This is a genomic window from Aquibacillus kalidii, from assembly GCF_014280935.1.
GTDB lineage: Bacteria > Bacillota > Bacilli > Bacillales > Amphibacillaceae > Aquibacillus_D > Aquibacillus_D kalidii.
Genome location: NZ_JACLZI010000011.1, coordinates 47,635 through 66,752, shown reverse-complemented (window position 1 = coordinate 66,752; position 19,118 = coordinate 47,635). Strand labels below are relative to the sequence as shown.

Annotated in this window: 19 protein-coding genes and 1 riboswitch; of the genes, 14 read left to right on the top strand and 5 right to left on the bottom strand. The window is 37.3% G+C overall.

Annotation, left to right across the window (positions count from 1 at the left end):
• The first annotated feature begins 151 nt into the window (after positions 1–151).
• From H7K77_RS01480 to H7K77_RS01430, 11 genes are all read left to right on the top strand, one after another.
• On the top strand, positions 152–1,366 hold the full coding sequence (locus H7K77_RS01480) for an EAL domain-containing protein (RefSeq protein ID WP_186575943.1): 1,215 nt from the start codon (positions 152–154) through the stop codon (positions 1,364–1,366).
• 99 nt (positions 1,367–1,465) lie between these two features.
• A complete protein-coding gene (locus tag H7K77_RS01475) occupies positions 1,466–3,640 on the top strand; it encodes a DNA topoisomerase III (RefSeq protein ID WP_186575942.1) in 2,175 nt (724 codons plus the stop codon).
• A gap of 78 nt (positions 3,641–3,718) precedes the next feature.
• A complete protein-coding gene (locus H7K77_RS01470; protein ID WP_186575941.1) occupies positions 3,719–4,636 on the top strand; it encodes a nuclease-related domain-containing protein in 918 nt (305 codons plus the stop codon).
• A gap of 589 nt (positions 4,637–5,225) precedes the next feature.
• The gene (locus H7K77_RS01465) at positions 5,226–5,801 is read left to right on the top strand and encodes a hypothetical protein (protein WP_186575940.1); all 576 of its coding nucleotides are present in this window, start codon (positions 5,226–5,228) and stop codon (positions 5,799–5,801) included.
• 447 nt (positions 5,802–6,248) lie between these two features.
• Positions 6,249–6,569, top strand: coding sequence for a lmo0954 family membrane protein (locus H7K77_RS01460; RefSeq protein ID WP_186575939.1), 321 nt, complete (start codon positions 6,249–6,251; stop codon positions 6,567–6,569).
• A gap of 21 nt (positions 6,570–6,590) precedes the next feature.
• Positions 6,591–7,220, top strand: a complete 630-nt coding sequence (locus H7K77_RS01455) for a PspA/IM30 family protein (protein ID WP_186575938.1) — start codon at positions 6,591–6,593, stop codon at positions 7,218–7,220.
• A gap of 78 nt (positions 7,221–7,298) precedes the next feature.
• On the top strand, positions 7,299–8,024 hold the full coding sequence (gene liaF, locus H7K77_RS01450) for a cell wall-active antibiotics response protein LiaF (RefSeq protein ID WP_186575937.1): 726 nt from the start codon (positions 7,299–7,301) through the stop codon (positions 8,022–8,024).
• Entirely contained in the window at positions 8,021–9,076 is a 1,056-nt protein-coding gene (locus H7K77_RS01445; protein WP_186575936.1) for a sensor histidine kinase, read from the top strand. The genes liaF and H7K77_RS01445 overlap by 4 nt, the downstream gene beginning before the upstream one ends.
• On the top strand, positions 9,069–9,704 hold the full coding sequence (locus H7K77_RS01440) for a response regulator (RefSeq protein WP_186575935.1): 636 nt from the start codon (positions 9,069–9,071) through the stop codon (positions 9,702–9,704). The genes H7K77_RS01445 and H7K77_RS01440 overlap by 8 nt, the downstream gene beginning before the upstream one ends.
• A 17-nt stretch (positions 9,705–9,721) precedes the next feature.
• Complete coding sequence (locus H7K77_RS01435; protein WP_186575934.1) at positions 9,722–10,282, top strand: DUF1700 domain-containing protein; 561 nt, start codon at positions 9,722–9,724, stop codon at positions 10,280–10,282.
• Positions 10,283–10,286: 4 nt separating this feature from the next.
• On the top strand, positions 10,287–11,129 hold the full coding sequence (locus H7K77_RS01430) for a DUF4097 family beta strand repeat-containing protein (protein ID WP_186575933.1): 843 nt from the start codon (positions 10,287–10,289) through the stop codon (positions 11,127–11,129).
• 40 nt (positions 11,130–11,169) lie between these two features.
• Here H7K77_RS01430 and H7K77_RS01425 read toward each other — a convergent pair whose 3' ends face one another.
• The 3 genes from H7K77_RS01425 to H7K77_RS01415 form a co-directional block, all read right to left on the bottom strand.
• Positions 11,170–11,784: a YpmS family protein gene (locus tag H7K77_RS01425; RefSeq protein ID WP_235988796.1), complete on the bottom strand. Its 615-nt coding sequence runs from the start codon at positions 11,782–11,784 to the stop codon at positions 11,170–11,172.
• An 18-nt stretch (positions 11,785–11,802) separates the two neighbouring features.
• Positions 11,803–12,723: an SGNH/GDSL hydrolase family protein gene (locus H7K77_RS01420; protein WP_328700990.1), complete on the bottom strand. Its 921-nt coding sequence runs from the start codon at positions 12,721–12,723 to the stop codon at positions 11,803–11,805.
• Between the two features lie 263 nt (positions 12,724–12,986).
• Complete coding sequence (locus H7K77_RS01415; RefSeq protein ID WP_186575932.1) at positions 12,987–14,744, bottom strand: PLP-dependent aspartate aminotransferase family protein; 1,758 nt, start codon at positions 14,742–14,744, stop codon at positions 12,987–12,989.
• Between the two features lie 146 nt (positions 14,745–14,890).
• Positions 14,891–14,998: riboswitch (SAM riboswitch) on the bottom strand.
• 171 nt (positions 14,999–15,169) lie between these two features.
• On the opposite strand from H7K77_RS01415, the gene H7K77_RS01410 reads away from it, so the two are divergent.
• A complete protein-coding gene (locus H7K77_RS01410) occupies positions 15,170–15,649 on the top strand; it encodes an Hsp20/alpha crystallin family protein (RefSeq protein ID WP_186575931.1) in 480 nt (159 codons plus the stop codon).
• 17 nt (positions 15,650–15,666) lie between these two features.
• On the opposite strand, the gene rarD is transcribed toward H7K77_RS01410, so the two are convergent.
• Entirely contained in the window at positions 15,667–16,602 is a 936-nt protein-coding gene (rarD, locus tag H7K77_RS01405) for an EamA family transporter RarD (RefSeq protein WP_186575930.1), read from the bottom strand.
• A gap of 131 nt (positions 16,603–16,733) precedes the next feature.
• On the bottom strand, positions 16,734–16,904 hold the full coding sequence (locus H7K77_RS01400) for a gamma-type small acid-soluble spore protein (protein WP_186575929.1): 171 nt from the start codon (positions 16,902–16,904) through the stop codon (positions 16,734–16,736).
• Between the two features lie 148 nt (positions 16,905–17,052).
• Here H7K77_RS01400 and cls point away from each other — a divergent pair, with 148 nt between their 5' ends.
• Entirely contained in the window at positions 17,053–18,495 is a 1,443-nt protein-coding gene (gene cls, locus H7K77_RS01395) for a cardiolipin synthase (protein ID WP_186575928.1), read from the top strand.
• Between the two features lie 35 nt (positions 18,496–18,530).
• Positions 18,531–19,076 (top strand): acyl-CoA thioesterase, encoded by a 546-nt coding sequence (locus H7K77_RS01390; protein ID WP_186575927.1) that lies wholly within the window; start codon positions 18,531–18,533, stop codon positions 19,074–19,076.
• Positions 19,077–19,118: the final 42 nt, after the last annotated feature.

Below are 19,118 nucleotides of genomic sequence, written 5' to 3'. Positions count from 1 at the left end.
AGTGTGCTACAGTAAGATGTATGAGTGAATTTTTTACACAAATTAACTAATAATTACCTAATTATAGCCATCATATTTCTTCATGATTTATAATAGAAGTACGCTTTGTAAATTTTTGATTACAATTTAGTGATTAAGAGGAGGGAGACGTATGGATCCTTTAGACATAGTGAGTAATTTACATAAAGTTAAGCCAGTTTACCAACCAGTTATTAGTGCTATTAGGCATAATGTAATCGGATACGAAGTGCTTGGTCGTTACGATGACGGAGAAAAGTTGATAAGCCTTGGGGACTTTTTCCTTGATACCGATGTACCCGAGGAATTTAAAGTGGAGGTTGATCAACACATTTTGGAAATCGCTATTAATGATTTTTTGGAATCACAAAGGACTGGGCTATTGTTTATAAACCGTAATGCAAAGCAATTAATGGTTAATGACGGCGAGGATTTATTAAATATGCTTATCTTATATGAGGAAAAAGGTTTCCCTATGGACAGGATTGTGCTAGAGGTTACGGAGCATGATTTTGATGAAGACTTTGAAGCGCTCAATCATTTACTTCTTTATTATAAAACCTATGGAATACAAATTGCCGTTGACCGAGTTGGTGCAAAGAGTTCCAATATTGACCGAATTCGTCAGCTTGAACCACATATTTTAAAAATAGATACAAGGACCATTCGCAACCATAACTCAGATGGTTTTCAAGATATCATGTACTCCCTCTCCATGCTAGCACGAAGAATCGGTGCGGCTATGTTATTCGAATATATTGAAGATGATTTCCAGCTATATTTTGCATGGAAATATGGAGGGCGTTACTATCAAGGTTATTACCTCGCTAAGCCGGAGTTAACTATACAAGCGGAGCATAAACTAACAGTTAATATAGGGGAAAAAGTTTCTGAATATATTCAACGTGAGAAATCGTTAATAGAGCAACGCTTGGTTCACGTTTTAAACTGGGAAGAGCGGATTAAGGCAATGCTTCCACAATGGTCTGGTAATAAGAAAGTGGATTCCTTTATCGAACTGGTGACAGCCAACTTTAATAAAGAAAGTTTCCGTATGTATATATGTGATAGTAATGGTCAACAAATATCATCCAACTTTCGAAAACAAGAAGAGGATTGGGTTGTGGAACCTGATAAGAAAGGTTCAAACTGGGCATTCCGTCCCTATTTCCTTGAAAATATGATTAACATGAAAACATGGAATAGGGGTACGTTATCAGATATTTATTCTGATATTGATACGAGAGAAATGATCCGTACGTTTAGTTTTCCGTTATCAGATCAGTACTTCCTGTTTATTGATATCCGCTATTCCTATATATATGAAAATGAATCATTGTTAATTTAATTTAGTGGTGCGTGCTTTCATGAGTACGTGCCATTTTCGTTATTATGAAGAAAATGTGATAAAGTGATAGAAGCAAACCTTCGAAAGGGATGGAATAATATGAGTAAAACGGTAGTATTAGCTGAAAAGCCTTCTGTAGGTAGAGATATTGCAAGAGTTCTAAACTGCAGTAAAAAAGGCAATGGCTATTTTGAAGGATCAAAATACATTGTTACCTGGGCGCTAGGTCACCTCGTGACGTTAGCTGACCCTGAGGTATATGACGATAAATATAAAACATGGAAGCTAGAAGAGTTACCAATGCTTCCACCAAACTTAAAGCTAGTTGTAATGAAAAAAACAGGGAAACAATTTAGTGCTGTTAAAACCCAACTAACAAGAAAAGATGTATCTGAAATTGTCATTGCTACTGACGCAGGGCGTGAAGGGGAACTAGTTGCAAGGTGGATTATCGAAAAGGCTAGGGTAAATAAGCCAATTAAAAGACTGTGGATTTCCTCCGTTACCGACAAAGCTATTAAAGATGGATTTAATCAACTAAAGCCTGGTAAACAATTCGAAAACCTATATGCGTCAGCAGTAGCTAGATCTGAAGCGGATTGGTATGTAGGCTTAAATGCGACACGTGCTTTAACGACAAAATTCAATGCCCAACTGTCTAGTGGACGAGTCCAAACACCGACATTAGCTATGATTGCAGCAAGGGAAGAAGAAATCCGAGGATTTAAACCAAAAGACTATTATGGTTTGAAAGCCGATACGAATAGGGGATTCTCTTTAACATGGAAAAGTGCCAGTAATGATACACGAATTTTCTCTAAAGAGGTAGCCGAAAAGATTTTTGCTAAAGTGAAGGATAAGGACGCAGTGGTAGCATCTGTTGATAAAAAGTTCAAGAAAAGCTTTGCTCCACAGCTTTATGACTTAACCGAATTACAGAGAGATGCGAACCGTATTTTCGGTTATTCTGGAAAACAAACGTTATCAATCATGCAGAAGTTATATGAACAGCATAAGGTCTTAACGTACCCTAGAACAGACTCTAGATATATTTCTACAGATATTGTACCAACATTGAAGGATCGTCTTCGTGCGTGTGGAGTCGACCAATATGCGAAAGTAGCTGGAAAACTAGTGAAAACGGATATCAAAGTGAACAAGTCCTTTGTCGATGATAAAAAAGTCTCCGATCACCACGCCATTATCCCGACGGAACAAGCTGTTATTTTATCCGACCTTAATGATAAAGAACGAAAAATTTACGACTTAGTTATTAAACGGTTTTTAGCAGTATTGTCACCAGCTTTTGAGTATGAGCAAACAACGGTGGCTGTCGATATTGGTGGAGAAACATTTACAGCAAAAGGGAAAGTAATTAAGAAGCAAGGATGGAAAGAAGTCTACAATAATCGATACGATGATGATGACTCAGAAGAGAAGGATCAGACCTTACCGGGACTATCAAAGGGAGAGTCACTATCAGGAATTAATGTGAAGCTAACCAATGGGCAGACAAAGCCTCCAGAACGATTCACCGAGGGTGCTTTACTACAAGCAATGGAAAATCCAACCCGATATTTAACTAGTGAGGACAAAGATTTAGCGAAAACGTTGAATCAAACAGGCGGATTAGGTACTGTTGCAACGCGTGCGGATATTATTGAAAAATTATTTAACAGTGCATATATGGATAAACGCGGCAAGCATATTTTTATTACCTCAAAGGGAAAACAGCTGCTGGATCTAGTGCCGGCTGATTTGAAGTCACCATCCTTAACAGCAGAGTGGGAACAAAAGTTATCTGCGATTGCGGAGGGTAAGCTGAAAAAAGATATTTTTATTAAGGAAATGAAAGGTTATGCAAAAGCAGTTGTTCAAGAGATTAAAGGCACTGATGTTAAATTTAAGCATGACAACGTTACCGGAACAAAATGCCCTAGCTGTGGTAAGTTAATGCTCGAGATCAACAACAAAAATGGTAAAATGCTTGTCTGCCAAGATCGTTCTTGTGGAGAAAAGAAAAACATTGCCAAGAAAACAAATGCGCGTTGTCCGAACTGTCATAAGAAGCTTGATTTACGTGGTGAAGGGGAAGGGCAAATGTTCACCTGTAGCTGTGGTCACCGTGAAAAATTATCAACCTTCAACAAACGCAAAAAAAATCAAAATAATAGTAAAGCAACAAAACGCGATGTTAATAAGTATTTGAAGAAGCAAAATGAAGAATTCACTAACCCAGCATTAGCAGAAGCGTTAGCAAAACTGAAGAAATAATCAATTTTAGGGTGTCCAAATTGGAATTGGCACCCTATTTATTTTGGTTTATAGTAAGGGTAAGAAAGGAAGTGGGCTATGATTAGAAAAATGCGTTCAAAACCAAAAGAACTTGAATTGCTTGGGTGCTTGGATAGTAGATCTGAATTAATGGATAAAGACGCACAATCTTATTTAAATAGTTTGCAAGGATTTGATGGGGAGTGTGAATTTGATAAGTTATTGTCTGAAGCGTTAGATGGTAAGTGCAGTATCGTGTTAAACGACCTCCTATTAGAGCATAATGGTACGATGTTTCAGATTGATTCCCTAGTAATAACGCCACAAAAAATTATAGTGTTTGAAGTGAAAAACTACAAAGGAGACTTTTATGCCCAAGGAGAGCAATGGTTTTCAAAATCTGGCACCGAAATCAAGAACCCCCTCCACCAGCTAAGAAGATGTGAAGCAATGCTCCGTCAATTACTCCAATCTCTCCGAATCAACCTTCTGATAGAATCTCATTTAATTTTTATTAACCCCGAATTTTATCTATACCAAGCTCCAATAGACCCACCAATTGTATTCTATCCACAAATTTCACGTTATTTAAAACAATTAAATAACGGTTTAATCGGAAACGTGATTAGTGCCAAGCAAGAGAAGTTAGCTTCCAAACTATTGTCATTACACATAGAGGAATCTCCTTTCACTCGCTTACCAGATTATGAGTATTCCGAGGTGCGGAAGGGGATTTTATGCCCGGAATGTCATAATGGATTAACCGCTTTTCCGAGGCTAAAATTATTATGTGAGAAATGTGGACATGTCGAAAGAATTGATGCAGGTATAATTCGCAGTGTACGAGAATTTCAAATTCTTTTCCCTAAGCGTAAGATAACGACAAATAGCATCTTTGAATGGTGTGATGTGGTAGAGTCTAAGTTAACAATACGGAGAGTATTGCAAAAAGAAATGAAACAGCAAGGACAAGGTCAACATTGTTATTATATTTAAGGAATGTTGCTTAACTAATGACAAAAGAGCAGTTAACGAAGCGAAAAAGAATTAAAAGAAAAAACTCGCGACGTAAGAGGGCGGTTAACGAAGTGAAAAAAAATTAAAAGAGAAAACTCGCGATGTAAGGGGGCAGTTAACGAAGTGAAAAAGAATTAAAAGGGAAAACTCGCGATGTAAGAGGGCAGTTAACGAAGCGAAAAAAATTAAAAGAGAAAACTCGCGATGTAAGAGGGCAGTTAACGAAGCGAAAAAGAATTAAAAGGGAAAACTCGCGATGTAAGGGAGCAGTTAACGAAGCGAAAAAAAATTAAAAGAGAAAACTCGCGATGTAAGGGGGCAGTTAACGAAGTGAAAAAGAATTAAAAGAGAAAACTCGCGACGTAAGAGGGCAGTTAACCAAATGAAAAAGAAGAGCTGCTTAAATGCTTGTGAAAATCATTTTCCAAAAATCCACTTCTTGCCAGATTCCAACCTATATACTATATTAAGAACAACAATCAATTTTCAAGTCGTTGGCTAAGTACAATCTAAAATCGTACTGTTGCTAGCAGATAGTAAAGAGAATGGCTCTCTTGGGGGGAATAGGATGGGCACAAGGAAAGTATATCTTCTCTTTTCAGATACAGGCACATTACTTACTCGTGCAATAAATATTTGCACGAATTCTACTTTAAATCACGCATCGATTGCATTGGATGAGGGGTTACAGGAAGTGTATAGCTTCGGTAGAAAGAGTCCACGCAATCCTTTCATTGGTGGTTTTGTTAAAGAGGATCTTCGTATACCTTTTTTTAATAAAGCTAAGTGTGCAGTTTATAGTTTTTCAGTATCTGATCTAGAGTTTAATAAAATACGTAAGATTATTTATGAGATGGAAGCTAATAAAAGTGAATATAGATATAATGTATTGGGATTATTCGGAGTGTTTATCAACAAAGAGCTGGAAAGAAAAAATGCCTTTTTCTGCTCCCAATTTATCGCAACGATTCTTTCAGACTGTGGTATTTATGAAAATAAAAAACCTCACTGTTTAACGAAGCCCCAGGATTTAAGGCAATGGTATCAACTTAAACTAATCTATCAAGGGGATCTATCATCTTATCTTACTTCAGCAGAATCAGCCTCAACCATTATCACAGAAAAGCAACTTAACTTGGTCTAACAAACCAAGTTTTTTTTATTGTTTAGAAAATCTGTGAAATGTGGATAACATGCAAAATCAGCCTCATCCACCCTAGTTGCCAGCGACTAGCGAGACCTTCCCTCGCCTCAGTACGATAACAATTCTACGCTCAGTCGAATTTCTGGAATCACTTCGTTCACTGTGTTGCCTTTATCTCCTATGGCCCAGTCCAATGTTTCCGGTTGGACGAGTAACCGCACGCTACTTGGAGTAATCAACGCAGAAACAAGTGTTTTACTTGTTTCGAGTCCCAGTCCTGCGTCGCTAACCGTCGCTCTGCGCTAATGTTCTTGCATAAAAGTACCTTTCCTCACTCAAAGTTAGGCGCTAAGCCTCAAGTCCTAGTCACAAATATAGCTCAAGCCCGTTATCCAGACCAAGGGTTCAGGATATGATAGAAACATGAAAGAAAGGAGGGAATAAAACATGAAAACATTTTTACTAGTAGTACTAGGAATCATCGCGGCGATTATCACCTTGGCAAACCTAGGACCAATGATTATGTTAGCTGTAAGCATTTGTATCGCTTACTACGCAACAAAAAAGTTCATCTTGGCATACTCCGTTTCGGGGAAGGTACTATGGGGATTAGTCATACTAATAAGCTTAGCGATTTCGTTCTCTAACATCCCAGCTTTAATCGGCGTCGCCTCCTTTGTGGTGCTTTACTATACTTATAAAAAATGGAAACAAGACAAGAAAGATAGATACATGGAAGATGAGTTATTCGCAACAGATAAATTTTAATAATAAAAGGAGATTAAACAAATGGCAAACTTATTTACAAGAATTAAAGACACGGTAGCGGCTGATTTTCATGAATTATTAGATCAAAAGGAACAAAGGAACCCAATTTCACACGTTAACCAGTACGTGAGGGAATGTGAGCAAGAGGTTCGTCGTATGAAGCATTTAGTTGAAAAACAATATGTTATTAAGCAAGAAATTTCCAAGGAATTAAATCAAGCAAAAATGATGCTGGAAAAAAGAACGCGTCAGGCTAACCTGGCAATAGAAGCCAATGAAACAGAGTTGCATGAACAAGCCTCTCAGGAACAACAATTATTTGAAGCACGTGTTAGTCGTCTAAACGAAATCAATGATAAAACAATTAAGGAACTAGAAGCGCTTGAAGCTAAATATGTGCAAATGAAGCATAAATTGAAGGATCTTTATGTTAAACGTATGGAGCTGAAAAACCGGGAAAATATCGCTAGAGCGCATAAAGGGATGAATAAGGTGCTTCACGCGGATATCGCGTCAAAGAGTGCGGCAAAATTTAGTGAGCTAGAAAGCTACATTGAACGAATTGAAAATCAAGTGCAATCAGACTACAGACTCCACACACTTGATGCAAGGTTTGCTGAATTGGAAAAAAGTGTTTCTACTTCGAAATAGATTCATGGTAAGCTATTAGGGACTAGAGGCAGTTGACCTCTAGTCCTAATAAACACTGAATGTAAAGAGGAGAAGCCTATGTTAAATAGTAATAAGATGAACATCGTAGATATATTGTTAATGGCAACTATTATTCTATTTTTAGTGGAAGTGATCTTCCTTGATACAGCTCTTCTCTTTTTAATAGCGCTATGTGGAGCTGGTCTATTTTTTGGCAAACGTTCCTATTACCGACCGCGGGGCAAATTCATGTTTTGGATTAGCATTGTTGCTCTATTTATCATGTTAATCAACACAATTGCTTTCCGGTTTTTAATTATGACAGCAGTAATCTACTTTTGTTATAAGTGGTATCGCTCCAAGCAAGAACCAACATTCTATCAGCCACAGTTTTCAGAAAATAGTAGCGATGAAGGTGTCATTCACCAGGATATTTTGTTTTCAAATAAATGGTTTGGGCAACAGCGAACAAGAAAACGGGCTTATGAATGGCGTGATGTTAATATCCAATCTGGAATAGGAGATATTGTGGTCGATCTAAACTACACCGTGATTCCTAAAGATGATCCTGTAATGGTGATTCGTAATTTAGTTGGGAATGTACAAATTCTTGTCCCTTATGATGTGGAAGTGAGTGTGCATCATTCAGTCGTTTTCGGTTCAATCCAAATTCTAAATTATTTGGAAGCGAATGTATGGAATAAGGTCCTACACATGGAAACACCTAATTATAGTACATCCAAACAAAAAGTACGTATTTTCACCTCGATGCTCGTTGGGAAGGTAGAGGTGAAAAGAGGATGAGTTCTGTCATCACAAGATCGATTACCTTTAGTATTATCATCAGCTTTCTATTTTCCATAACACTGTTAGCAATCGTGTTTTTAGCGTTTCCTTTCGACTACTGGAGTGAATTATGGGAAAGAACAGTGTTGGAGCTTCCGTTTATTTTAGTAGTACCTATTTTAAATATTTTAATAGGAGTGTTGGTTGGGCTGATTATAGCGGTTACTTGGAGCAAACGCATCTCCCTTTTAGAAGAAGCAGTCGAGAGTGTTCAGCAAGCAAACACTACCCCTATCACCGAAAAACTTTCCTCCTTTGAGGAGTTGTCTCCCATTACTGAAAAACTACATCAAGTTCAAACATATATTCTAGATCAGAAAAAGAGAACGCAGAAACTAATTAATGAGCGAGTCGAGGATCAAGAGCAACAGATTGAAAAGGTAATTTCCGAAGAGCGAAATAGGTTAGCAAGGGAGCTACATGACTCCGTTAGTCAAGAATTGTTCGCAGCATCTATGATGGTTTCGGCAGTAAATGAAGCATATGCAGATACTGATCAACTTTTTAATAGGCAGCTAAGACAAATTGAAGCAATGATTCAGCAAGCACAGCTTGAAATGAGAGCTTTGCTCCTTCATTTAAGGCCAATTGCTTTAAAAGATAAATCGTTAAAAGATGGAATGGAACAGCTGTTGGAGGAACTAAAGATGAAGGTTCCGATTGAAGTAACCTGGGAAATGGAAAATGTAAAGATGAGTAAAGGAGTAGAGGATCACCTTTTCAGAATTTTACAGGAGTCCGTTTCCAATACATTAAGGCATTCTAAAGCACATGCACTCGATGTTCTTCTCATAGAAAGAGACCACTTTGTCATACTGCGGGTTGTTGATGATGGGGTAGGATTTCAAGTTGATGAAGACCAGGCAAGCTCATATGGTTTGATGAATATGAGAGAACGAGCAGCAGAAATAGGTGCAGATTTTAGAATGATAAGTATTCCGAATAAAGGTACCAGATTAGAAGTTCGCGTTCCAATTATTGAAACAGAAGGTGATGAAAACCGTGATTAGGGTACTGTTTGTTGATGATCATGAAATGGTAAGAATCGGAGTAAGTGCTTTTCTATCCACACAAGCGGATATTGAAGTAGTTGCTGAAGCGGAAAACGGAAAAAAGGCAGTGGAGCTTGCGCTAGAAATGCGCCCGGATATTATTCTGATGGACCTGGTGATGGACGAAATGGATGGTATTGAAGCGACGAAGCAAATAGTGGAAGCCTGGCCAGAAGCTAAGATTTTAATTGTGACCAGTTTTATTGACGATGATAAGGTATATCCTGCATTGGAGGCTGGAGCAACTAGTTATATATTAAAAACTTCCAAGGCTAGTGTAATTGCAAATGCGATTCGGGATACGTACAATGGTGAATCTGTTTTCGAAGCGGAAGTTACCAGTAAAGTGTTAACGAAAATGCGGAAAAAACGCGATCTGGCTCTTCATGAATCTCTCACGACACGAGAGATGGAAATATTGTTGCTAATCGCACAAGGGAAAACAAACCAAGAAATTGCTGACGAATTGTTTATTGCGTTAAAAACAACAAAGGTTCATGTAAGTAATATTTTAAGCAAATTAGAGGTGCAAGACAGAACACAGGCCGCTATCTATGCTTACAAAAATTCTCTAATTGAAAATTAAAAAAGGAGGATAGTCGAATGAATAAAAAGGCATTTATAAGAGAGCTAGATTACCATATAAGAAAAATACCGAAAATAGATCGAGTTGAAATTTTGCATGAAGTGGAAGAGCATTTTGTACTTGGTGACTTAGATGGTAAAACCGAGAATGAAGTGGCTATGGAATTAGGCGGCCCGAAGGTAATGGCCCGGGATGTGTTGCTAGACTACCAAGCAACACACCCACAAACAGAAAGACCTAGGGCATCTCATTCAGATACGAATATTGCACGGGCAATAATTGCAGGGTGTGCCTTGTTTCTCTTTAACCTAATATTTGTATTAGGTCCAGCGGTAGGAATTATAGGAGTTTATATCTCATTTTTTGCAGTAGGTGTTTCGTTGTCATTATCACCAATTGCTTGGGTTGGTTCGATCGTCTTCGGTACCGTAACCAATATGGTGGCAGAGTTCTTTGTTGTTCTTACTCTATGTAGCTTAGGAGTTCTTCTTACCATTGCAATGGTCTATGTAGGTAAGTACTTATTTAAAGGCTTTGCAGCATATTTTAAATTCAACGCTCGAATCATAAAGGGGTGATTCTATGAAAAAGGTAGCATTAAGTGCGTTTATATGTTTGATTATAGGCGTGATCGGTTCCGTCATCTATGGTAAACAATTAATTACGGTTACTAAAGGGGAAAAGGTTACCGAAACGAAGGAAATAGATGCAAAGGATATTGAAAATATAATAGTCAATGTAGATGTAGCGGATCTCCATGTATTACCTAGTGACGGGGATAAGATCACAGTGAAGTTGAATACGACGAAACAACCAATAGATGACATGGAATTCGAAGTTAAAGAGAACGACAAGGTATTAAATGTTACGTTAAAAACACAAAAAGAAAGCAACTTTGGGTTTAACTTTTCACTTGGTTCTTTTATAAATACGGGTTCAGTTGATCTTTATCTTTCCCTTCCAGAAAAAGTGTATGAACAAATCGAGGTCACTTCTGATGTGGGAGATATTCAAATAGGAAATGTAAACGTATCTGATTTGTACACAACCTCTGATGTTGGTGATACTGAGCTTGATCAAGTCACAAGTGAAAACGCTAAGCTAATTTCTAACGTGGGAGATGTGGAGGTTACACAAGGTCAAGGAGCTTATCACGTTGAAACAGATACGGGTGAGATTGAGCTTAATCTACTGAAACTTTCAAAAGATACCTATTTAAAGTCTGATATAGGTGACGTACTTGTTTCTATTATTGAAAAGCCAAAGGATATGGTACTGGACTTAAAGAGTGATATAGGAGATGTGGAAGTATCTAATTTCGAAGGTGTAGGTAGATCGACTGGTAATGACCTATATGTTGAATTGGGAAACAATGGACCAAAGCTTCAAGTAGTAACGGACATTGGTGAGATAGATGTAAAATAAGGGAAAGGGTGTATCGTTATATCGATACACCCTTTCGAGCTTATAACCCTAAAGTCTTATTCGGTACCTTTATTCTAAAAGAGATATTGTCGTTCTTCAAATCAAATTGCTGTACCTTAACCTTAAAGTTACTTTTTACTTCCATTTGGGTAACTGCTATATAAATGTTTTCTTTTTTTGGATTGATAACTACCCATTCTGGAGTAGGTAATTTTTTCTTTATATATTCTAGAACCTTTTGTTTCGGTAAGTTTAACAAGCCTAGGGACATCTCGGTCGGATTTAAAATGATATCTCCATTTTCTTGTACAACTGGGTCTAATGTTATCGAGATAGGAACATCGGTTTGAAACGCCTCGATCGACCCCATTAAATGGACATCGTCATCAAAGTCAACCGTGTATTTATTATCCTTATCCTTTAGAAATTTATCTACATAGCCGTTGACTAACTCATTTAAATTCTGCTTACTTGAATGAATCGTAAATTCAGCACCGACTTCTTCTTCGATAAACTCTTTATCTGGCATATCAGATCTAGAAACAGGCCAAAGAAGTACAGCAATAAATAGTAAAAGTAAAAATCCATTAATCCCTAATAAAGTGAAAAACCATACCTTCCATGTTAGTTTTTTTCGTTGCTGTTCTTCCATCATTAGTCACCTTCTTAACTATTATTCCGCTTCTTCTTCAATGGATGACTTTAAGTATTCCAATACCCGTTGTGCTATTAGTTTGTATCCACTTGTATTAGGGTGGAAGTTATCATCTGATAATAGCTCCTGATTGGAATTAGAAAATAGATCCTTTGTAGGAATATAATGAACGTTATCATATTCCTCGGCCACCTTCTTGCTCGTGTCATTCCAGTTATCAATGATTAAACCTAATTGCTCAATTTCAGTGAAATATCTCTCAAATGGATTGTAAAAACCAATAAAGTAAATTTCGGTGTCAGGATTAATTGAATTAATTTTATCAAAAATGTCATGAAGCCGAGTAATGTAGTCTTCACGCTCAGTCTGAAACTGTTCTAGACGTAGGTCCGTAAAATTATTTTTGACTACTTTCATAATGTCATTAGCACCAATGGTAATGAGTACGATATCTGCTTTTTGTATTGATTCAGAAATCTCTTCTTTGTCTAACCGCTTTAATAATTGGTCCGTCCTATTGCCTCGTTTACCAAAGTTTTCTATTGTGATATCTTGTTCAACGTTTTCAAATGTATTGTTTAAAATTCCAACGTAACCTCCGTGGTCTGTCTCATCTCCAACACCTTGTGTCAAAGAATCACCTATCGCAACTATATCAAGGTCTTGATTTACGAACAAACCAATTGCGCCTTCTAACGCCTGTTTCACTTTGTCCTTAATTTCTTCTCTTAATGGTTTGTCACTATCGACAGTCTCTTCTTGTTGTTCCTCATCAGCGACGTTTGTATCAGAATTAAGATTTTCCTCAATCTGTTCTTTTAGTATGGAGGATGGAGTTTTTTCTGTACTAGTATCATTTGATATTGGAAGAAAAATATAAATAAGGAAACCAACCAGGAGCAGACCAGCAATAATGAACATTGCTTTTTTAACCTGCACGTCTACACCACACCTGCCATTTGTTATAATATCATTATATACTTCCCTAAACTATTTACCATAAAACGTCTTGGATAAGTTCAATCCATTTTACCACCTTAAGAAGTTATCGTACAACGGAAATTTAGGGTAATTTAGAAGTCTTCTCCACCCATCATGAAAAGAGGTAAAAGCGCACTTATCAAAAAAGATAAGTACGCTTTTTTTTTACATATATACATATAGTTCATGTTTTGGTGCTATTGATAACCACTGTGGTCATCTTAGCTATAAACAACATCTTGCGTTTCAGAACTGCTTCGTAGGCGATTTGCTTCATCAAACGGATTTAAATTTTCAATAACAGTAATTTGGTATGCATTCGCTTTTTCCTTAAGGTCTGAATAATCCTTTGAAGATTGGAACCAGATAAGCTTCGTCTGATTTTCATCCAAGTTCGCAACCTGTTCAGGGTCTAGCACATATAAGATATCTACTTCGCTTGGTATTGCTGAAATCGCTGGGTAAGCTTTTTCATTTAGAATCTCGTCTTCTGTTGTACTAATTGGCGCTAGCTTATAACCGAGTTTTTGCAACTTCTCCAATGCTTGGTAATCTTGATCAATAGGGTTGTTAACAAGGCCAACAACAGCAATTGTTTTCTGTCTAAGTTGCCCATTCTCTCTTGCGAACGGAGAGCTAAGCGCCCATTTAATCGCTTGTTCCTGCGTTATTTTTATTGTGGGTTCTGTATTAGTAGCTTTGGCAATCGCTTGATCCAAGTCTTTGATAATGTCTGATGCATTTTCCAATCCGATAGATAAACGAATTAATTCTTCTGTTACCCCACTTAGCTTTAGTTCTTCTTTAGAAAGCTGTTGATGCGTAGTGGAGGCTGGATGGATAATTAGTGATTTTGCATCACCAACATTGGCAACGTGAGACCAAAGCGTAATATTATCGATAATGTTTCTACCAGCTTCACGTCCGCCTTTAATGCCGAATACAACAATCGAACCATCACTATTTTGTAAGTATTTCTTCGCCAATTTATGTGCTGGATGCTCTTCTAGCCCAGGATAAGATACCCATTCTACTTGGGGATGGTTTTGTAAGTAACTTACTACAGCTTTCGTATTTTCACTGTGACGTTCAATTCTTAAATTTAGTGTTTCTAAGCCTTGTAGTAGGTTAAATGCATTTTGTGGACTTAAGCATGCACCAATATCACGCAATAATTGAACACGTAATTTCGTTGCAAATGCAGCAGGACCAACATCGGTTCCATAATGGATACCATGATAACTATGATCTGGTTCTGTAAAACCAGGGAACTTCTCATTATTCCAATTGAAACGGCCGCCATCGACAACAATACCTCCAATTGAGGTTCCGTGCCCACCGATCCACTTAGTGGCGGAATGGATAACAATGTCAGCACCCCAAGTAATTGGCTTGCACACATAAGGACTGGCAAACGTACTATCAATGATTAATGGAATTTCATTTTCATGTGCAATATCTGCTACTGCTTCAACATCAAAAACATTTAAGCTAGGGTTCGTGATGATTTCCCCATAGAGTGCTTTTGTTTTTGGTGTAATCGCTTTGCGGTAATTTTCTGGATCGGTACCATCAACAAACGTAACTTTAATCCCGTATTTAGGTAGTGTAGTAGAAAATAGATTATATGTACCACCGTAAAGATTACTATCTGCAATAATTTCATCACCTGAGCCGGCTAAATTCAAGATGGATAAAGTAATAGCGGCCATTCCTGAGGAAGTAGCTACAGCGGCAACACCATCTTCTAGTTGTGCTACCCTTTGTTCAAATGCATCGACTGTAGGGTTCATGATTCTAGAATAAATATTTCCAGGCTCTGCTAAAGCGAAAAGATTTTGTGCATGCTCCGTATCTCTAAATACGTAAGAAGTAGTTTGATAGATTGGAACTGCGCGAGAACCTGTAGTTGGATCTGGTTGTTGTCCGCCGTGAAGTAGTGTTGTTTCGATACCTTGGAAATCAAAAGATTTTGTCATATGTAAAGCCTCCTAAATATTTTTTAAACAAAATTCCTCTAATATGAGTGCAATGGGAGTTCTTAGATGAGAAGGTATTGCAAGTGGAAGGATAAAGCAAAAAAGCCCCCTTCCTTAGAGAAGAGGGCTTTAAAAGACAGTTCCTCCTCTTATCTATCAGGTTTATACCTGTAGGAATTGGCACCATTTCAAAATAATTCTTGACGGTTGCCGGGCTTCATAGGGCCTAGTCCCTCTGCCACTCTGGATAAGAGATATTCGTTTAATCGTTCTAGTTTGGATTATAGTGTAACCGTTTCTTTTAGTCAACTATTTACTGGCAATTATCTTACCTTATAGCTAGTTGTAAATTTTTTGTTATAGCTTTAACAATTAAGGCTAATGCACATATCCTAAAAAGAAAAGAACTTTAAGGAGGGGAAAGAATGGAGGAAAATTCTAAGTACTCTAAGAAGAAAAATTCAAATTCCCAAGATACGGGTGCAGATTTAATGCGCAAAATGGATGAATTCTTCCATAGTAAACCAACTAAAAATTTCCTTAATACAATTGATTCTTTCTTTCAAAATACGCCTGCCGCTAATCGGATTCCAGTTGATGTCTATGAAACAGATGAAGAGTGGGTAGTGAAGGTTGACTTACCTGGTTTAAAGAAGGAAGATATAGCCATTGATGTTGTGGGTGATCGTGTAAAAATACAAATTAGCGATGATAGTGATATGAAGAAATATGATGAAAATTACAACTTCTATCACCGTGAGCGACGTTATCGCCATTCAGAAAGAACGGTTCAATTGCCATATGCTGTAGACAAACGAACGGCTAAAGCGAGGTACGTAAATGGTGTTTTAAAAATTCATGGTCCTAAAAAACCAAGAGCTGATTATCAGCTAGATATAGAATAAGCTAATAGGTAATCCTATTAGCTTAACTTACGGTTTCCTCTTGCTAGTTTTTGTTCAAATCGATTGAACCATTTCGTTCTAGAGACCGTATATATTCCTAGAGCGGTCCAGATACAAATAAATGCAATTAAATGTGCATGTGTAAACACTTCATGATAAAGAAACACACCTAAAATTAACATTAAAGTTGGTGCAAAATACTGTAGGAATCCAACCATAGATAACGGAATTCGCTTTGCCCCACTTGCAAATAAGAGTAAAGGAACAGCAGTTGCAATCCCTGATCCTAATAATAAAACAGTAGTAGCTGACCATAAGTGTTCAAACTGGAAGGTACTCGCGTTTACTTGTGTAGTTAAAAGAAAAATAAATGCAAATGGACAGACAATCATCGTTTCAATAGTTAGTCCGAACATGGAGTTTATGTCTACTGTTTTCTTTAATAAGCCATATAATCCAAACGATAAGGCTAAAACGATAGAAATCCATGGAAATACACCAAAGTTAAAGGTTAGATAGATAACCCCGATACCTGCTAGAATAAAAGAAAACACCTGCCAACGAGTTAATTTTTCCTTTAGAACTAGCATTCCTAAAAGGATACTTATTAATGGATTAATATAGTAACCAAGACTTGCCTGAATAACATGATCTGAATTAACAGCCCAAATAAAAATAAGCCAATTTATACTAATTACAAGACTTGCCATTGATATTCCAATTAGTTTCTTTTTATCATGCCAAATCTGTACACATTCTTTTACAAAAGAACGCCAGCTACGTGTAATTAAAAGTAAAAATACCATAAACACAAAAGACCAAACAATACGATGAGCAAGTATGGCACCAGCTGATACATTGTCAAAAGCTTTCCAATAAATCGGAAGAAATCCCCACAAAATATAGGATAGAGCAGCATAAATAATTCCGATTTTAAATTCCTTATTGTCCATACTATAACCTCATTTACCCCTTAATAATATGATTAAGTTTAGAAGTGTACGTAGGAAAATGCAAGCTATTAGCAACGAAAAAGTGTAAAGGTATAGAAAGAACTATTACCCTTACACTTATTCTTGGGAAATTATCCGTTAATTTCTCGTTTAACCTTTTCTATATCCGTATTACTAAACTGCTTTGTATTGTGTCCACCAGTAGTTCGTGCAATATATTCTTTCGCTTCATTATAAGACATCCCAGACTGTTCATTTTGTCGTTTGATTTCCTCTGGATTTGTACGATCTTTAAAGTTCACTTTGATAAAACCTCCTTTGTATATATTGTGATCATATTCGGTATAACTTACACGGGTATAAAGGAAAATAGACAATACTCCAAATAAAACAGATAGAATGAATTGTGCTATATTAGGAGGGGGGAATTTATAATAGGAGGCAGAATTAGTGACCATCTTTTCTTATGTTTTAGGCTCTATTTTATTTTTTAATATATTATTGGCCCTTGCGATTGTTTTCTTAGAGCGGAAAAATGCCACAGCGACGTGGGCATGGCTAATGGTTCTGTTGTTTATTCCAGTTGTCGGCTTTATTATATATTTAATTTTTGGACGTAAGTTGAGTAACAAAAAGATTTTTACCTGGGATACAAAAAGTAAATTGGGAGTAAAAAAGGCAGTTCAATTTCAGTTAAGATCTCTTGATAATGGGACGTTGAAAATAAAAGAAAAAAACCTTTATCCATATCAGGATTTGTTTTATTTACACCTAAGAAACGATGATGCCATTCTTACACAGGATAATGATGTGGAGGTATTCACAGATGGTGAGAAAAAGTTTCATGCGTTGATTAACGATATGGAGCAAGCTACTGATCATATCCATTTATTATATTACATTATCCGTCATGATCAATTAGGTCAGCGTGTTGCTGATACACTTATAAAGAAGGCAAAAGAGGGTGTTAAAGTACGTGTTCTATACGACGACATGGGTTCAAGGCGATTAAGTCGTAAACTCATTAAACGAATTCGTAACGCTGGCGCAGAAGTCGAGGCGTTTTTCCCACCGCTAATACCTAAAGTTAATCTAAAGATAAATTACCGTAATCATCGTAAGCTTGCAATCATTGATGGGAAAATTGGGTATATTGGGGGCTTTAATATAGGGGATGAGTACCTTGGTTTTAATCAACGATTCGGCTACTGGCGTGATACCCATTTAAAAATAATGGGTAGTGCTGTCATGCAAATGCAAACGAGGTTTATCTTGGATTGGAATCAAGCATCTCGTCATGATATTGTTTATGAAGACCGCTACTATAATTCTAAGCCTGCTGGTGATGTTGGTATTCAGATTGTTTCGAGTGGACCTGATTCAGAATGGGAGCAAATTAAGCATGGGTACATAAAGATGATTATGACGGCAAAAGAGTATGTGTATATTCAAACGCCGTACTTTATTCCTGATGATAGCTTGCTGGACGCGTTACGAATTGCGGCATTGTCTGGTGTCGATGTGCGAATTATGATTCCGAATAAACCAGATCACCCTTTTGTCTATTGGGCAACTTATTCTTATATAGGGGAACTACTTAAAGCAGGTGCGTCAGTCTATATTTATCAAAATGGATTCCTGCATGCTAAAACAATTGTCGTTGACGGCAATATTGCTTCAGTAGGGACGGCGAATATCGATGTACGTAGCTTCCGTTTAAATTTTGAGGTGAATGCATTTTTATATAATGAAGGTCTCGCTAGTCAGCTCGTTAATGAATTTACGAGGGACATCATGTATTCTTCCCAATTGACACTTAAACTCTACCAGCAAAGGTCTCTTTGGATCCGATTTAAGGAGTCTATTTCACGGCTAATTTCACCAATTCTGTAAGGATGGGTTACTTTAATTAAGAAAGGAAGATATGGATGGAACCAAAACCTTGTGTGGCATCATTGACGGTTAAAAATTCACACGTTTTGCCACCAGATACGAACAGTTACGGTACGCTATTTGGAGGTAAATTAATGGCACATATTGATGATGTGGCGGCCATAGCTGCTACAAGGCATGCCCGAAGGCCAGTAGTGACAGCCTCTACTGATTCTGTAGACTTCCTTTATCCTGTTAAGGAAGGGGACACAATTTGTCTGGAGGCTTTTGTGACGTGGACGCATCAAACGTCCATGGAGGTTTTTGTCAAAGCTGTTACCGAAAATTTAGTGAGTGGGGATCGGAAAATTTGTGCAACAGCTTTTATTACAATGGTCGCATTGGATGAGAATAAGCGACCTACTGAAGTGCCAGGAGTATATCCTGAATCAGAAGATGAAAAGTGGCTTCATAAGGATGCCGCCCGTCGTGCCGAAATAAGACGTGAGCGGAGAAAGAACTCCAAACAAATGGCAAGCTCTTTTGGGACCTCTTTTCCATGGAATGAAACAAGCCGCTTTGGCGATGACCCATCGAAATAAACTATTAAAAACAAGCTGTGCATGTGGGTCTAGATTTGTATG

Bases quoted from the DNA above. Each gene is read 5' to 3' on its own strand.
- H7K77_RS01460 (WP_186575939.1), top strand. From the start codon at position 6,249: ATGAAAACATTTTTACTAGTAGTACTAGGAATCATCGCGGCGATTATC.
- liaF (WP_186575937.1), top strand. From the start codon at position 7,299: ATGTTAAATAGTAATAAGATGAACATCGTAGATATATTGTTAATGGCA.
- H7K77_RS01390 (WP_186575927.1), top strand. From the start codon at position 18,531: ATGGAACCAAAACCTTGTGTGGCATCATTGACGGTTAAAAATTCACAC.
- H7K77_RS01410 (WP_186575931.1), top strand. From the start codon at position 15,170: ATGGAGGAAAATTCTAAGTACTCTAAGAAGAAAAATTCAAATTCCCAA.
- H7K77_RS01475 (WP_186575942.1), top strand. From the start codon at position 1,466: ATGAGTAAAACGGTAGTATTAGCTGAAAAGCCTTCTGTAGGTAGAGAT.
- rarD (WP_186575930.1), bottom strand. From the start codon at position 16,602: ATGGACAATAAGGAATTTAAAATCGGAATTATTTATGCTGCTCTATCC.
- H7K77_RS01470 (WP_186575941.1), top strand. From the start codon at position 3,719: ATGATTAGAAAAATGCGTTCAAAACCAAAAGAACTTGAATTGCTTGGG.
- H7K77_RS01455 (WP_186575938.1), top strand. From the start codon at position 6,591: ATGGCAAACTTATTTACAAGAATTAAAGACACGGTAGCGGCTGATTTT.
- H7K77_RS01480 (WP_186575943.1), top strand. From the start codon at position 152: ATGGATCCTTTAGACATAGTGAGTAATTTACATAAAGTTAAGCCAGTT.
- H7K77_RS01430 (WP_186575933.1), top strand. From the start codon at position 10,287: ATGAAAAAGGTAGCATTAAGTGCGTTTATATGTTTGATTATAGGCGTG.
- H7K77_RS01425 (WP_235988796.1), bottom strand. From the start codon at position 11,784: ATGATGGAAGAACAGCAACGAAAAAAACTAACATGGAAGGTATGGTTT.
- H7K77_RS01445 (WP_186575936.1), top strand. From the start codon at position 8,021: ATGAGTTCTGTCATCACAAGATCGATTACCTTTAGTATTATCATCAGC.
- H7K77_RS01435 (WP_186575934.1), top strand. From the start codon at position 9,722: ATGAATAAAAAGGCATTTATAAGAGAGCTAGATTACCATATAAGAAAA.
- H7K77_RS01465 (WP_186575940.1), top strand. From the start codon at position 5,226: ATGGGCACAAGGAAAGTATATCTTCTCTTTTCAGATACAGGCACATTA.
- H7K77_RS01415 (WP_186575932.1), bottom strand. From the start codon at position 14,744: ATGACAAAATCTTTTGATTTCCAAGGTATCGAAACAACACTACTTCAC.